The sequence below is a fragment of the uncultured Photobacterium sp. genome, from assembly GCF_947039875.1.
GTDB lineage: Bacteria > Pseudomonadota > Gammaproteobacteria > Enterobacterales > Vibrionaceae > Photobacterium.
This window is the reverse complement of sequence record NZ_CAMRAN010000005.1, coordinates 23849-37843: the sequence shown is the minus strand read 5'-3', so window position 1 is coordinate 37843 and position 13995 is coordinate 23849. Positions and strand designations below refer to the sequence as shown.

13 protein-coding genes are annotated in these 13995 nt (G+C 37.0%); 7 read left to right on the top strand and 6 right to left on the bottom strand.

The features are described 5' to 3' along the window. The first annotated feature begins 26 nt into the window (after positions 1-26). The 4 genes from Q0V26_RS03065 to Q0V26_RS03050 all read left to right on the top strand — a co-directional run bounded on the left by Q0V26_RS03065 (position 27) and on the right by Q0V26_RS03050 (position 4314). Positions 27-494, top strand: a complete 468-nt coding sequence (locus Q0V26_RS03065; RefSeq protein WP_107180346.1) for an XRE family transcriptional regulator — start codon at positions 27-29, stop codon at positions 492-494. A 501-nt stretch (positions 495-995) separates the two neighbouring features. After that, a complete protein-coding gene (locus tag Q0V26_RS03060; RefSeq protein WP_297476729.1) occupies positions 996-1481 on the top strand; it encodes a TIR domain-containing protein in 486 nt (161 codons plus the stop codon). A gap of 114 nt (positions 1482-1595) precedes the next feature. Next, positions 1596-3038, top strand: a complete 1443-nt coding sequence (locus Q0V26_RS03055) for an SIR2 family protein (RefSeq protein ID WP_297476726.1) — start codon at positions 1596-1598, stop codon at positions 3036-3038. A gap of 25 nt (positions 3039-3063) precedes the next feature. Beyond that, positions 3064-4314, top strand: coding sequence for a toll/interleukin-1 receptor domain-containing protein (locus Q0V26_RS03050; RefSeq protein WP_297476724.1), 1251 nt, complete (start codon positions 3064-3066; stop codon positions 4312-4314). A gap of 452 nt (positions 4315-4766) precedes the next feature. Here the strand turns inward: Q0V26_RS03050 and Q0V26_RS03045 are convergent, their stop codons facing one another. Continuing rightward, positions 4767-5795: a DUF2955 domain-containing protein gene (locus Q0V26_RS03045; protein WP_297476722.1), complete on the bottom strand. Its 1029-nt coding sequence runs from the start codon at positions 5793-5795 to the stop codon at positions 4767-4769. 52 nt (positions 5796-5847) lie between these two features. Further along, positions 5848-6915 (bottom strand): HlyD family secretion protein, encoded by a 1068-nt coding sequence (locus Q0V26_RS03040; protein WP_297476719.1) that lies wholly within the window; start codon positions 6913-6915, stop codon positions 5848-5850. 115 nt (positions 6916-7030) lie between these two features. Here Q0V26_RS03040 and Q0V26_RS03035 point away from each other — a divergent pair, with 115 nt between their 5' ends. After that, positions 7031-7897 carry a LysR family transcriptional regulator gene (locus tag Q0V26_RS03035; RefSeq protein WP_297476718.1) on the top strand — a complete coding sequence of 289 codons (867 nt, stop codon included), beginning with the start codon at positions 7031-7033 and terminating at the stop codon, positions 7895-7897. A gap of 39 nt (positions 7898-7936) precedes the next feature. On the opposite strand, the gene Q0V26_RS03030 is transcribed toward Q0V26_RS03035, so the two are convergent. From Q0V26_RS03030 to Q0V26_RS03015, 4 genes are all read right to left on the bottom strand, one after another. After that, on the bottom strand, positions 7937-8203 hold the full coding sequence (locus tag Q0V26_RS03030) for a hypothetical protein (RefSeq protein ID WP_297476716.1): 267 nt from the start codon (positions 8201-8203) through the stop codon (positions 7937-7939). Positions 8204-8369: 166 nt separating this feature from the next. Further along, positions 8370-9095: a DUF4336 domain-containing protein gene (locus Q0V26_RS03025; protein ID WP_297476714.1), complete on the bottom strand. Its 726-nt coding sequence runs from the start codon at positions 9093-9095 to the stop codon at positions 8370-8372. 171 nt (positions 9096-9266) lie between these two features. Continuing rightward, entirely contained in the window at positions 9267-10595 is a 1329-nt protein-coding gene (locus Q0V26_RS03020) for a sodium:proton antiporter (protein ID WP_297476712.1), read from the bottom strand. Positions 10596-10921: 326 nt separating this feature from the next. Beyond that, positions 10922-11644, bottom strand: coding sequence for a glycerophosphodiester phosphodiesterase family protein (locus Q0V26_RS03015; protein ID WP_297476877.1), 723 nt, complete (start codon positions 11642-11644; stop codon positions 10922-10924). Positions 11645-11949: 305 nt separating this feature from the next. Here Q0V26_RS03015 and Q0V26_RS03010 point away from each other — a divergent pair, with 305 nt between their 5' ends. After that, positions 11950-12528, top strand: a complete 579-nt coding sequence (locus Q0V26_RS03010) for a nucleoside triphosphate pyrophosphohydrolase family protein (RefSeq protein WP_297476710.1) — start codon at positions 11950-11952, stop codon at positions 12526-12528. 126 nt (positions 12529-12654) lie between these two features. Then, positions 12655-13992, top strand: coding sequence for an MATE family efflux transporter (locus Q0V26_RS03005; protein ID WP_297476876.1), 1338 nt, complete (start codon positions 12655-12657; stop codon positions 13990-13992). Positions 13993-13995: the final 3 nt, after the last annotated feature.

Sequence of the window (13995 nt, the reverse complement as noted above, 5' to 3'; positions counted from 1 at the left end):
TCACCTCCGTATATTTTGGAGCAGTTATGATTAAACACCATGAAAATGTTGGATTGAACACCGCAAATCTAAGCGGCATGTTTGAGGCAATGTCAGATGTCCTAAGTGACTACGCACAGAATGCCCTAATTTTATTTAACTATTCAACGAAACCAATTGAAACTGAAGCGGAAGTGCTAGAACGCGCTGAATTAATGGATGAGCTAATGGATATGGCGACCTCTGAAACTGATGTTTGTATGGTTTATGCCCATGCAATTTCAGACCGCATCGAAGAATTTGAAACGAACCATTTAATTATGCCTAAAGTTCCCGCTGTAGAAATGCTAAAGGGCTTGATGGATATTAAGGAGCTTAAACAATCTGATTTAAAACATATCGCGCCTCAAAGCGTGATCAGCGATATTTTAAATGGCAAAAGAGCTATTAATTTAGCTCAAGCAAAAGGCTTCAGTGAGTATTTCAATTTACCTTTTGAAACCTTCATTGATTAATAACCTCCGTTCTATCGCTAATAAAACCGCCGAGCATGGCGGTTTTGTTTTATCTGGCCTTTAATCACCGCGCTGATTCTCGCCACTATCTCAATATTCTCGGTTAGCTGTTGGCTGACAATATAGTTTGATCGATCACAATAAAAATGGTCCAGATACAAAAAAGTTTGATCAATTGTGGGATTTAAAGTCGCTTGGTAGTTAAGGTACGACAGAATCGCTTGGTGATCACAAGTGAGTTAGCTATTAAGCTAACTCATAATTGCCCCAAAGTGAGTTAGTTCAAATTATTGAGTTAACTTTTGTTCCCTGTTTTACCATACATAAACTAATAGCTGAGTATCAATGTGCTGTTACGCAAACCTATGCTTTTGCCGAATTTTCAATAAATTCAGGTTAATGGGTTGAATTTTAAGTAACAGTCCCAACATCTAAATAAGAGGTAAATTGCATATGAGAAACAGCAACTTTGACATCTATTGACTCAAAAAAGGTGGAATTATGGCCAGAAAACCAGTTTTTTTTAGTTTCCATTACGGAAATGATGTAATGCGTGTACAGCAAGTTCGTAACATAGGTGCACTTGAAGGGAATACTCCAGTTTCAGCAAACGACTGGGAAACAGTAAAGCGTGGTGGTGATGCATCAATCAAACGCTGGATCGATGACAATTTTAAGTACAAGCAATGCGTTATTGTTCTTGTAGGGCAAGAGACTCACACTCGGCCTTGGGTTAAATACGAAATCGAAAAAGCTTGGAGTGATGGAAAACCGATTTTTGGTATTCATATTCACAACTTAGTCTGTCCTCGCAATGGAAAAGGCCTAAAGGGTAAAAATCCATTTGAGCAGTTTGCATTTAATGATGGGACAAAGCTTTCATCCGTCGTGAGTTGCTACGACCCTAACCCAAACGATGCGTATAAGGACATAGCTGAAAATATGGAGTATTGGGTTAGTCAAGCCATAGCTCAAAGAAAAAAATAGCCCACAATATTTCAAACTAAAGAGCGTACTTTGCCATACAAAAGGATCAAAGTGCCGCTCTTATCATTACATCCACTGTAACGTCATACATACGAGTCAATAGAGATATTATTAATGAGAGACCGCATAAAACAGTCATTCCTACAAGATATAGGAAAAGAGCTTGCAGAAGAAAATGTAGCCGTTTTTGTAGGAGCTGGTATGTCAGCAGGATCTGGATTTGTAAACTGGGCAGAGTTACTCCGTCCCATAGCTGATGAACTAGGTCTTGATGTTGAAAGAGAAAGTGATCTAGTCGCTCTCGCTCAGTATCACTGCAATGATAATGATGCTAACCGTAGCCAGTTAAACCAAAGATTAATTGAAGAGTTTTCAAGAGAAGCCGAAGAAACTGAGAATCACAGAATACTGGCTAGACTTCCAATCCGCACTTATTGGACTACGAACTATGATAGAGTTATAGAATTGGCATTAGACAAGGCTGGGAAAATTGCCGATGTAAAGCATACTAAAGATCACTTGGCTACGACAAAACCAAAACGTGATGCTGTTGTTTACAAGATGCATGGTGATGTTGAACACCCAAGTCATGCCGTTTTAACTAAAGATGATTATGAAAAATATCATGTCAAAATGGAACAATATTTAGCTAACTTAAAAGGCGATCTAATTTCTAAAACATTCATTTTTATTGGTTTTAGTTTTACCGATCCAAACTTAGACTATATTCTTAGCAGAGTGCGTGTAGCTTATGAAAAGAACCAAAGACGACACTACTGTTTTATAAAAAATGTAGAAAAACAACAAGACGAAGAAGATGTAGATTTTGATTATCGTGTTAGAAAGCAAGAGTATTTTATAAAAGACCTCGCACGATTTAATATCAAAACAGTATTGGTTGATGATTTTCAAGATATTACCGATTTATTAAAAAGGCTTGAGAAAAAATTTAAATCTAAAACCGTATTTATTTCGGGTGCCGCTCATGAGTACGGAAATATAGGTGAGCATCAAGCTTTAAAGTTTGTCTATGATTTAAGTAAGAAATTAGTTTCTAAAAATATGAGAATTGTCTCAGGTTTCGGTTTAGGCGTTGGAAGTTCCGTCATTTCTGGCGCACTAGAACAAACATTTAAAAGTCCGAAAGCAAAACTAGAAGACAAACTTATATTACGACCATTCCCACAATCAACCTCTGGCGAAATTCCGTTATCTGGACTTTGGACGAAATATAGAGAAGATATGATAAATTATGCAGGAATAGCATTATTTCTGTTTGGGAATAAGTTAGATGGAGAAAGAATTATACCTTCCAATGGTATGAGGGAAGAGTTTGAAATTGCAAAACAAAATAATCTATTCCTGCTGCCTATTGGTACGACAGGGTATATGTCAAAAGAGTTATGGTTAGAGATAAATACACAAATACAAGATAACCCTAATATTTCAAATAAAATGAAGGAACTTTATCTGAAGTTAGGTGATTTAGATGTTGAGTTTGAAAATTTGATTGACACCATAATAGATATACTTGAGTTAAACGAGAAAAGCCAATAATGAAATCATAAGCCATGGAATTTCCATGGCTTTAAAAATAACAAGAGTGATCATGTCGGGGATTGTAAAGAGAAAGTATAATAAAGAAACTGGATTATATATGAAGTCATTCACATACCCACTTAATTCGATATCAAAGGTTCTCCCTTACGAATATAATAGGGTTACAATGCTAAATATATTTAAAGAGTTTTATCCAAGACAATGGAAAGAACTTGTTAGTCGGTACCAATACTATACCGATAAAGATAAAAATCTTAAAAAGAATGGAAAGAGGACTCGATTTCATCACAAAAAACCAGAAGATTTCTTATTTGGCTTAGCTAAGACCGAACAAATTATGTCTCATAGATTTATAGAAGAGCATAAAAAACGCTTCAATGAATTCGTCAGAGAACATGAGTATAATAAATTCAAAGAAGACAGGAAAATAAAAAATGACATTTACCATAAAAACATTGCAGAAAATAACAAGTTAGCACAAAACTTGGAGCCACTATATATAGATTTATTTATATCTCAATATCATCGAAAAGGTGTTACTATTCAAGAAAAATTAGAGATTGTAAATGAAGTTAAAAAGTTTAATTGTAATAAGTCAATAAGATTCTTACAGAAATTAAATGACAGTGAAAGAAACAATCAAGTAAGAAGAGAGGCGTTTAATCATCTTCAGAAATCAGGAGTATATGTAAAGCTTCGTAAAAATTTCAAAGGAAAGCAGAAAGAGTATCACATAGAACGTGACCAATTTATAGTAACACCTAGTGATCTAATAAAAAGGCTAAATTCCAATTCAATACAAAGAAAAAAATCATTCGATGTTTTTATTTCACATAGCTACCATGATAACGATAAGGCATTAATATTAAAGAACTCTTTGAATAATCACAAATTATCAGTGTATTTGGACTGGACAAGTGATAATGATTTCTTAAGGCGTGAAGTAGCCAGTAACTATACTAAACTTGTTCTAATGGAAAGAATAAAACAGTCAAAGGTTGTGATTTTTTTAAGATCAGAAAAATCTATAAATACAAACCTTGAAATCAGTTCACCTTGGATTGAAATGGAGCTATCTTTTGCCAAGAAAATAAATAAAAGAATACTATGTATTAACTTACTAGGCGGAGATAGTCCGTTTGAAGAAGTTTCATTTACATTAAATAATGATAACTTCCGTATACATAAAGAAAGCATTGAAGATATTTATTCTCATATAAATAAATCATTTCAATCTAAACATACTCATTACAATGAGTGCAAATTACTCTAACTCTGTGAATCAAACAAGCTTTGTCAACAGACGGTCGATTTTGAGGGGGAGTATAGCTAAAGCGTTCGCTACTTGTAATGTAAATGATTGAGCTGTCGCTATCCCATTTTTTAACGTTTACATGAAAAATAATCTTTTTGCCTCATTTTAACCAGAATGGGGCTTTTTACTCCTTCCCATACCTGTAGTTATTCATGGATTGCTAATGAGAAACTTTCCGAAACTGATTTCTGTCCAAAATTGAGCTGGCTCGAATGGCTAGCTCAAATTTGTCCACTTTTTAGTTAGTCAGAACGGCTAACTAAAAAATGCCCCAAAGTGAGAAGCTGATTTACCCCTCACAATTTGAATTAGTTGCCTTTATAGCCAGAACGTTAACGTTGTGATCCAATTTATAATCCACTTTAGATATAAAAAGAAGCAATATCACTTTATGGTTGTATCAACAAATCTTAACTGTGACTAAAATGTTCATTGGGTGATTTGATCACCCGTACTAGAAAATGATGAATAATCCAAATAGCCATCGAGGTTAAAATAACGGCAACCAAAATAGAACTAAAGCGATAAAAAATAGCAAATACGGCATCTTTTTGATCGGGAATTAAAGATGTTGTTAATGGTACCGTTAATGCCGACATTGCCGAAAACGCAATGCTAGATTTGATGGTGCCAAGGGCGAGCCAAGAGCAAAAGAATCCCGCAGCAATCGCATAAGCCATAATAAATAACACTCCATTATCTGACCAAGAATAGAGTCCGATTTGAATCATTAATCCAGCCAAACAGCCAAGAAAAGTACCAATAATACGTATTTTTGCAGCTGCCAGTGAACCAATTAATGTCATTGGCGAAAGCACGATCAATATGGATGCTTGGGCTGATAATGAATCATTCAGATCTCCAAATTGGAATACCAAAAAGGCAAGCATCGTGATAATCCAGCCCAATGCTGTTTGTCTTATCATGCCGATATGATCGTAACGTTGGACATTATTTGTGGTATCACTGACTGTATTGGCGGTTGATTCAGTAGTTGGTTCAGGAAAGAAATAATAAGCCAGCGCACAGATAGGCACAGTTACAATCGCACTACACCATAGTGTCATTGAAAAGTCTTCCAAATCAAAACTACTATAGCTGGCAAAATTAAGCGAAATTGAGCCGACGAGTAAACCGATAAAACCGAATAAATAGGTCTTCTTATTACTCATAGCAATACATTTTTCGAGAAACAATATACCTACAATCGCAGTTAACAGTATTGGTGATGATTGGAAAAAGCCATCAATAAAACTAACTTCGAGAGTAACCCAAATAACACCCGCTACCACCTGTAAATAGTTATTCCAGTGCCAATGATCTGAAATCATCATGATATTAATCGGTAATAAAGCAATAAAAAAACCGTATGACCATCCAAAGATCATACTCACAGCTAAGCCTATTACGCAGCCAAACCAAAGTCGCATTGTTTTCATAGATAATGACTCCGAAAATTAATTACTCATCGCATTAGTAATTGATATTGGGTTAGTAAATAAAATGCAGCACACTGGCTAAGTGAATTTCTATTTTAGCTAACAATTGCCATACCGGATTATTTTGAGGATAGACAACAACAGTTGCGCGTGAACCAACAAATAACTGTGGTGGTAATGAGTGTTGACTGGTTAAATTCACACGTACTCGTTGTGCATCTCGTACCCAACGATTGCTGGTTTCCATTACAGCCAGGCGACCATTTGCTATTTGTTGTGCTGCGGCAACACCAAAATCACGGCTATTTATCGTTAATGGAAACACTTGGCCTGGAAGTGCATCATAGGCAACATAGGCGGTTGAATGAGGTGTGAATTTAGCGGTTGATTTTTCTCTAAAATCAGCCGCTACCCACATTGAATCAGTAGGTATAAAAGTTAACATAGGTTGATTAGCATTTGCCATTGTGCCGACATCAACTTGAAGGTTAGTGATCACACCATCGCTTGGAGCAATGACTTTAGTATGGGTTAGATTTAGTTTAGCTTGCGCTAATGCATTCTCAGCAGCAAGCACTACAGTACTTTTACCTTTTTTAGATCCTAACTGTGTTTTTATGACAATTGCTTGTTGCTTCGCTGCGGCTAAATTAGCTTGTGTGGCTTGTTTTTTAGTATACGCACCATCACGCATTGATGCAGAAACTAGTCTCTTTTTTGCTAATTGGTCAATTCGCTTAAAGTCATTATGGGCGTTATTATAATTAGCTTGGTTGGTAGCAATATTTGCTTGAGCAGCATTGACTTGAGCATACAGTGATTGCTCTTGCTGATGAGCTTTTTCTAAAGCGACCTGTGCTTGAACTACCGCTAAACGGTATTTTTGATCATCAATCTGAAACAGTAACTGGCCTTTAATAACTGTTTGATTATTTTTAATGTTGACTTGTGTAATTCTACCTGAAATTTCGGGTGCAATTTGTACCACATAACCTTGAACACGACCTTCAGTCGTTAAGGGGACATACCTATCGGCAATAACAATGTAGGCCATGATTAAAATAAAAATAATAATTAAACAACGCATCCAGCGTTGAAAAGTAGTATGAGAATTTGGCATGAAATATTCCAGTGTTCACAATCAAGCTGATCAGTATAAGAAAAATTAACTTGCTAGAATACTGCGACAAATGTCACACTTGTGAGCTAAATATAGGACAATGTGAGGACGCATAATGAAAGCATCAATGGATGACTTGTATTTATTCATGTTAACAGTACGCCATGGTGGGATAAGTGCTGCAGCAACTGCTCATGGGTTACAACGTTCAAAAATAAGCCGACGTTTACAAGAATTAGAAAAAGCACTGCATTGCCAGTTATTAATTCGTACTACACGTCATATCGAATTGACAGAAAATGGACGATTATTGTATCAACATATCAATCAGCCATTAACGGAAGTGAATCACGCGGTTAATTTACTTGAAAGTCAGCAAAATAGTTTACAAGGTGTTTTGCGCTTAGCTGCAACAGCGTCTTTTATTTCGTCGCCAATGTTTGCAGAAGTATTAGATGCTTATGCAAGCCAGTTTCCATTGGTGCGGTTAGAATTGCTTTATTTGCAGGAAAGTGTTGATTTAGAAAGGGAAAATATTGATTTGCAGTTATTGCCAAATATGGCTGAAATTATTAATTTAGATTATATACAACAAGCTATTTTAACATCAAGTAATGGTTTATTTGCGTCACCAGAATATTTAGAACGGCACTCTGAACCTAAATCAATGGCGGAATTGCAGCAGCATTGGCTATTAGCGAGTCGTTATAATTCGACCTTATTACAAGAGGGGATTCGTTTACGATTGATGTCTGAAGATATTAATATGATTCAGCAGATGGCTATTTTAGGGCAGGGGATTGCGTTATTACCTAACATTTTAATGCAAGAGTCTTTGTTGCAGGGTAAGTTAGTGCAAGTGCTAACGGATGTTAATTATTCTGATATTATGATGACAGTAGTGTACCCATCGCGGCGTTTTTTACCTGAAAAAACGCGTGCAATGGTGACGTTATTACGTGAGAAATTTGCAGATAAATGAGTGATGATAGCAACTAAGTGCCTTAAATAAGATCTGCAATTATTGTATTTCTCGTGCAAATTTGATTTTATCTACCTCTGCAACCCAAGCTGGGCGATTGATATAATGACCGATGATCAGTGCGGGAATAATAAAGATAATGTGCGATAACGCTAAATCTACATTTGATGCAGCTAATGCCGTATTACCACTGGCATAATTGAAGCATGCAATCAGGCTAAAAATAACACCGAGAATACTTAATATAAAAAATCCAACGACACCAAGACCAAGAATATCTCGAGAGTAAAGTTTAAAAAGGTTCATTAATTAACTCCTAACCTCGACGGTTTGTTATTGTTAAAAGAGTAAATAAAGGCGTGTTTTTGCCGTGATTTTATTACTATGCGCTTTCAAAATAAGAGCAATATTGATCTTGCACATAAATTAATGCTTATATATCTAAATAGCCGATAAATGTACGTATTTTTATTTATTGAATCGTTGTGATTTTCAATTTATGCGGCATTACCCACTGAAATGCGGCGGAAAAATACGCTTTTGCATTGTTATCAATGACTCTTCCATGAGACAAAATAATACGTTCAAAAGGCCATGTTAGGATTTCTTGGATTGATTGACGTAATTGAGTGTGATTGCGAAAGGTGATACGCCAATACAAAGGCATTGCAGGTTTAAAATAACAGCCGTTAATAACAGAAAGTGCAAAGGTAAGCGGATGATGACTGTCTACCATCCATGCTAATGCATCACCAACAATAAGCGTTTTTGATTGTGGATCACAAAACGCAATTTCTTCCATGCTGTCACTTCCTCTAATTACCGTTTGTAGTAATTGTCCTTGCCAGTGGGAGGGGGTGTGATTGCCCAGCGCACCATCAAAAGTGAGATCACTTCGCTTATGGATGAGCCCTGGAGGAGCATAGAAATACGCTTGAGGATAGGCTAACCACCAATCAGAGAGATAAATATTATGACTTTTGTTAGGAGTAACCACATAAGCTATCTCACCCAGTTGGCTAAGTTGCTGTTGTAAGGTGGCTGTTATTTCAATGGGGGAATGGATGAAGAGTTTGTTGTTATCTAATCGAATAATTGTCATTCGGTGACCCATCGGCGCACCTGCTACTCGGTATGGCATATCACAATACCAAATACGATTTGTAGCCCATTTAACGAGAGTGCAATCCTTGCTCATAAGCGTTATAACTAACTATCAATAGGTAATGATCATCATATGACTAATTTAGCAATGGTCAATATTTTTGTTACATATTTGTTGAATATAAATCACGGTATAATAAAAATAGCCACCGTGATAAGCGGTGGCTATTGAATTGTTAGCTTAGATTAGCGTTTGTGTGGTCGTTTAACTATTGGTTGTATTCGTTTCTGCTGTAGAATTTGTGGTCACTTGATCCATTTTTTCTTGCTCTGCTTTAGCTTCATGAATCATTGGTGTGATTGTTGAACCCTGCACAATAATAGAGAAAATAACTACGGCATAAGTCATTAACACCACGATCTCTTTCACATCAATGTCAGGGCTAAAACCAATTGGAATACCACTTGGAATCGCCATTGCCATCGCAAGTGCTAGACCGCCACGTAATCCTCCCCACGTTAATATTTTAATCGACAATGGGTTATAGCTGCGGTAACGGTTAAAGATTTTATAAGAATATTTTACGCTGAGGTAACGGCTCAGTAGTACTAATGGAATTGCTATCACTACCGCTACGATATCAATCGCATGGAAAGTGAAAGTGATCATCATCAAACCAATTAATAAGAATAAAACCGCATTTAAAATTTCATCAGCGAGTTCCCATAAATGTGATATCTGATGAGCGGCTTCTTCTGAAATGGTATTACGAGTCCAGTTACCAATAATAATACCGGCAACAACCATGGCAAGTGGTGCAGATACTTCGATATGTTCACTAACGACATAACCAAATGTTGGAATTAAGATCGTTAAAATTAAGCGGAACATATTGTCATGTGAACTTTTAATTAAGAAGTGGAACACCACTCCAATAATCGCACCACATGCAATACCACCTAACGCTTCACGAATAAATAATAGCGCAGTGCTTGAGACTGTCGGTGCTGTTTTACTGAATGCAATTTCAAATAAAGTAACGAAAATAACCAAGCCAACACCATCATTAAACAGTGATTCACCTTCTATTTGGGTTGAAATTCGTTGTGGCGCATTGAGCTTTTTGACGATGGCCAATACTGCAATCGGATCGGTTGGTGAAATTAATGCACCAAATAGACAGCAGTAAATAAAATCAATATCAATAGTGCAAAGCTTAAACAATGCCCATAACACAATTCCAATAAAGAAGGTTGAAAATAAGGTGCCAATAAGTGCTAAAAACGTGATTTCAAATTTTTGATCTTTAAGATGAGGCAATTGAATGTTCAATGCGCCAGCGAAAAGGAGAAAGCCTAATACGCCTTTGAGTAAGAAGTCATCAAAGTTGACTGCTTGTATCATCTGAATAACTTCATGCTCCTCATCGTGAGGAATATAGCCTAATTTACTGAGTATTAAGAGGGTCAGTGATATTGCAATTGACCAGCCAGTGATGGCGATGGTTGGTTGAAATTTACCGATACGGTGGTTAATCATTGAGATAAAGACTGCAATGGCTGCCATTATACATACTGTGTCATAAGCTGACATGAATACGGTGCTCCACTAGGTATCAAATAAGTTGTCGTTAGACTATTGTTAGCATAATTATCTGATATTGTGTGTAATAAAAGAGAGTTATAAATAAATAAGGTTTAATTTATATTCTATATAAATATATTTTAATATTTTAATGATATCAAACATAAATTGTTCATATTGTTTTGGAATATAACGTTTCATTTTTAGCGATTATAAATACAGCAATCAATGTAAGAAAAGAAGAGCAGAAGTTATGTAAGGGAGTAAAAGTGAGCATTTACGAGTCAATATACGTAACTAATCGACTCGTAAATACAGCAGTTAAATAATGAGTATTATTTAACTGCTGCTGAGATTAATAAACCAGGGTTGTCACTAATAATAGTGCTAACACCCCAGCGGGTAAATTTATCTACTTGTTGAGGATCATTCATGGTCCATATTTGTAGTACTTTCCCGGCATCGGTAATTTCTTTTGCTAACTTTTCATTGAGTAAGTGGTGATCTAAGTGGATGCTGTATAGATTAAGTTTGGCATCTAAACGAGCGATATCTGGCACCCAGTCTTCAATGATTAAGCCTCGGCGAACTTCAGGCCATAGTTTTAAGCAGTGTTTTACCGCGTTATAAGAGAAACTAGATAGAATAAGACGATCAGTGTCGAAACCATAATCTTTAATTGTTTCAATTGTTTTGCGAACTTGAAGCTCAACTTCTTCTTCATAATGGACTTTGATTTCAAGGTTGATATTTAAGCCATAATCATCACAAGCTTGCAGTAATTCTGTCAATGTTGGAATGGTAGTATCGGCAAATTCAGCACCAAACCAGCTTCCTGCATCTAATTGCTTTAGTTCACTGAGTGGCTTATGACGCACACTTCCTGAACCATTGGTACAACGACGGACACTTTTATCATGAATAATAACGGGAATGAGATCCTCGCAAAGTTGGGTATCCGTTTCAATCCATGTAGCGCCAGCATTTGCGGCGGCTTTCATGGATATTAATGTGTTTTCTGGGGCAACTGCGCGCGCGCCACGGTGACCTGCAATCATCACTTCTCCAACATACATATTATTATCTCAATATAGAGAGTTACGGTTGAAATTTTATTGGCTTTACTTGAATTCGCAAGTGATTAAATACGAATAATGATATCTCAATTGTTACGTTTTAGAAGCTTGCGATAATGGTTAAGTCTATTTTGTCATCAAGCTGACAGATTTTAGGTAATTGGTTTTGTATCTGGTACAGGATTGGATTAGTATCTTTGCCCATCGCGTTATTTTATTAAGTATAAGTTTACGCTATAAGTAATAAAATAATGTCTCCTCTTTAAATCTGAAACAAGGATATTCGAATGAAGCTTTCTGCGCTAGACCAACCCCTTTTCGATCACCTTTACAGCGATATTCGAGAGTTTCGTTCCACCTTTGACTTAGATATTGAAACCCCTGCGAGCCTAGATGCTCAAGCTGATGCATTACATACCTCGTTAGCTGTTGAAGAAATGACAGAGCTTGCTGAAGCGGATTCATTGGTTGAGCAAGCCGACGCGATTGTTGATTCGGTATATGTATTAATGGGACGTTTAGTACATTTAGGTGATAAAAAAATCACTGATAATATTGGTATCAGTTACTTGATTGATATTTTATTGCAGATGTCTGAGCGTTTAGGATTTACATTCATTGATTGTTGGAATGAAGTCCACTCAAGCAACATGAGCAAAGTATGTCGTAGCCAGCAGCAGTATGACGAGACTGAAGCTTTTTATGCTAAGCAAGGTGTGGCACTGATGGCAAGTACCAAAGGTGATTATATCATTGCTAAATGTGCACAAGATGTTGAAGTCAATGGTAAGCTGATCCGCACTGGTAAAGTTTTGAAATCTGTTTATTACCGTCCTGCTGATCTTGTTAAATTAGTTATTCGTTAATTCACACCTAAAGTTATTTTTGATCCTCGCTATGGCGGGGATTTTTTATTGGTAATCAGTACCAAGTCGATGCGTTGTACTCGTTACTAACGTTTTATTTAAGTTGTTATTATGAATGAAAAAACAATGACACTTCCAGCATCCCGCAGTTTAGCTCATCAATTGTTTACCATGACATGGCCAATGCTCTTTGGCGTATTATCACTGATGAGTTTTCAGTTAGTCGATAGTGCGTTTATCGGTCAGCTTGGTATTTTACCGTTAGCTGCGCAAGGTTTTACTTTACCGATGCAAATGTTAGTCATTGGCTTACAAGTGGGATTGGGAATTGCAACCACCGCCTTAATTTCACGGGTTTTGGGTAATAAGGATCATCATCGTGCGCGTCAATTAGGCGGGGTAGTGGTGATCCTTGGCGATATTGGAATCATGGCGCTGTGTGCGGCAATCTGGTTTGGCCGACATCAGTTGTTATGGTTACTTGGTGCGCCTGATAATGTTTTTGGTGTTATTGATAGCTATTGGCCCGTATGGCTAACAAGTGCGTGGTGCGGTTCGATGGTATATTTTGCCTATAGCATTTGTCGTGCTAATGGTAATACTTTGTTACCCGGCATTATGATGGTGATCACCAGTGTGCTAAATATTGGGTTAGATCCACTGTTTATGTTTACCTTTAATATGGGTATTAATGGTGCGGCATGGGCGACCATTGTGTCGTTTAGCATCGGTATGCTGGTGGTGTTTCCATTATTATTTAAACGCCAATGGTTGAGTTTTGACTGGCGTGGATTGGCCGTTTATAAAGCCATCAAAGAATTAGTTCATATCATGGCTCCAGCAATGCTAAGCCAATTGTTACCCCCTGTTTCTGCTATTTTAGCAACAAAATTAGTGGCTAGTTTTGGTGCGGCAACCGTTGCTGCTTGGGCATTAGGATCACGATTAGAGTTCTTTTCATTGGTTATCGTTTTGGCATTAACCATGTCGATGCCACCGATGGTGGGACGTTTACTTGGCCGTAAAGACATCGCCAGTATTGAAAAATTGATCATGATAGCTGTACGGTTTGTATTGATATGGCAAGTGGTTATCGCGATCGTGCTCTTTTTAAGTGCGCAGTCGTTAACCCAGCTATTAACCAGTGATAGTTCGGTACAACACATTTTGATGATCCATTTAACGCGGGTGCCTATTAGCCTTGGCGCATTAGGGATTTGCATGCTGATGGTTTCTGTTTGTAATGCCATGGGATTACCGATGCGAGCTTTATTGATTTCTGCATTACGATTATTTGTGTGTTATTTACCCGTATTATGGTTGGGTGCGCATTTCGCAGGTTTGTCAGGGCTGTTCACTGGCGCAATGTTGGGTAATATTGCCGCAGGACTCTGCGCGTGGGTGTTCTATCGCCAAGGATTAGCTCACATTAGAAATAAGTATCGAGTTACATCAATGGCGTAACGG

What these genes read in the sequence shown, in the direction of transcription:
- Q0V26_RS03005 (WP_297476876.1), top strand. Translation starts at nt 12,655, where the DNA reads ATGACACTTCCAGCATCCCGCAGTTTAGCTCATCAATTGTTTACCATG.
- Q0V26_RS03035 (WP_297476718.1), top strand. Translation starts at nt 7,031, where the DNA reads ATGAAAGCATCAATGGATGACTTGTATTTATTCATGTTAACAGTACGC.
- Q0V26_RS03050 (WP_297476724.1), top strand. Translation starts at nt 3,064, where the DNA reads ATGGCTTTAAAAATAACAAGAGTGATCATGTCGGGGATTGTAAAGAGA.
- Q0V26_RS03015 (WP_297476877.1), bottom strand. Translation starts at nt 11,644, where the DNA reads ATGATTGCAGGTCACCGTGGCGCGCGCGCAGTTGCCCCAGAAAACACA.
- Q0V26_RS03065 (WP_107180346.1), top strand. Translation starts at nt 27, where the DNA reads ATGATTAAACACCATGAAAATGTTGGATTGAACACCGCAAATCTAAGC.
- Q0V26_RS03025 (WP_297476714.1), bottom strand. Translation starts at nt 9,095, where the DNA reads ATGAGCAAGGATTGCACTCTCGTTAAATGGGCTACAAATCGTATTTGG.
- Q0V26_RS03060 (WP_297476729.1), top strand. Translation starts at nt 996, where the DNA reads ATGGCCAGAAAACCAGTTTTTTTTAGTTTCCATTACGGAAATGATGTA.
- Q0V26_RS03045 (WP_297476722.1), bottom strand. Translation starts at nt 5,795, where the DNA reads ATGAAAACAATGCGACTTTGGTTTGGCTGCGTAATAGGCTTAGCTGTG.
- Q0V26_RS03010 (WP_297476710.1), top strand. Translation starts at nt 11,950, where the DNA reads ATGAAGCTTTCTGCGCTAGACCAACCCCTTTTCGATCACCTTTACAGC.
- Q0V26_RS03030 (WP_297476716.1), bottom strand. Translation starts at nt 8,203, where the DNA reads ATGAACCTTTTTAAACTTTACTCTCGAGATATTCTTGGTCTTGGTGTC.
- Q0V26_RS03020 (WP_297476712.1), bottom strand. Translation starts at nt 10,595, where the DNA reads ATGTCAGCTTATGACACAGTATGTATAATGGCAGCCATTGCAGTCTTT.
- Q0V26_RS03040 (WP_297476719.1), bottom strand. Translation starts at nt 6,915, where the DNA reads ATGCCAAATTCTCATACTACTTTTCAACGCTGGATGCGTTGTTTAATT.
- Q0V26_RS03055 (WP_297476726.1), top strand. Translation starts at nt 1,596, where the DNA reads ATGAGAGACCGCATAAAACAGTCATTCCTACAAGATATAGGAAAAGAG.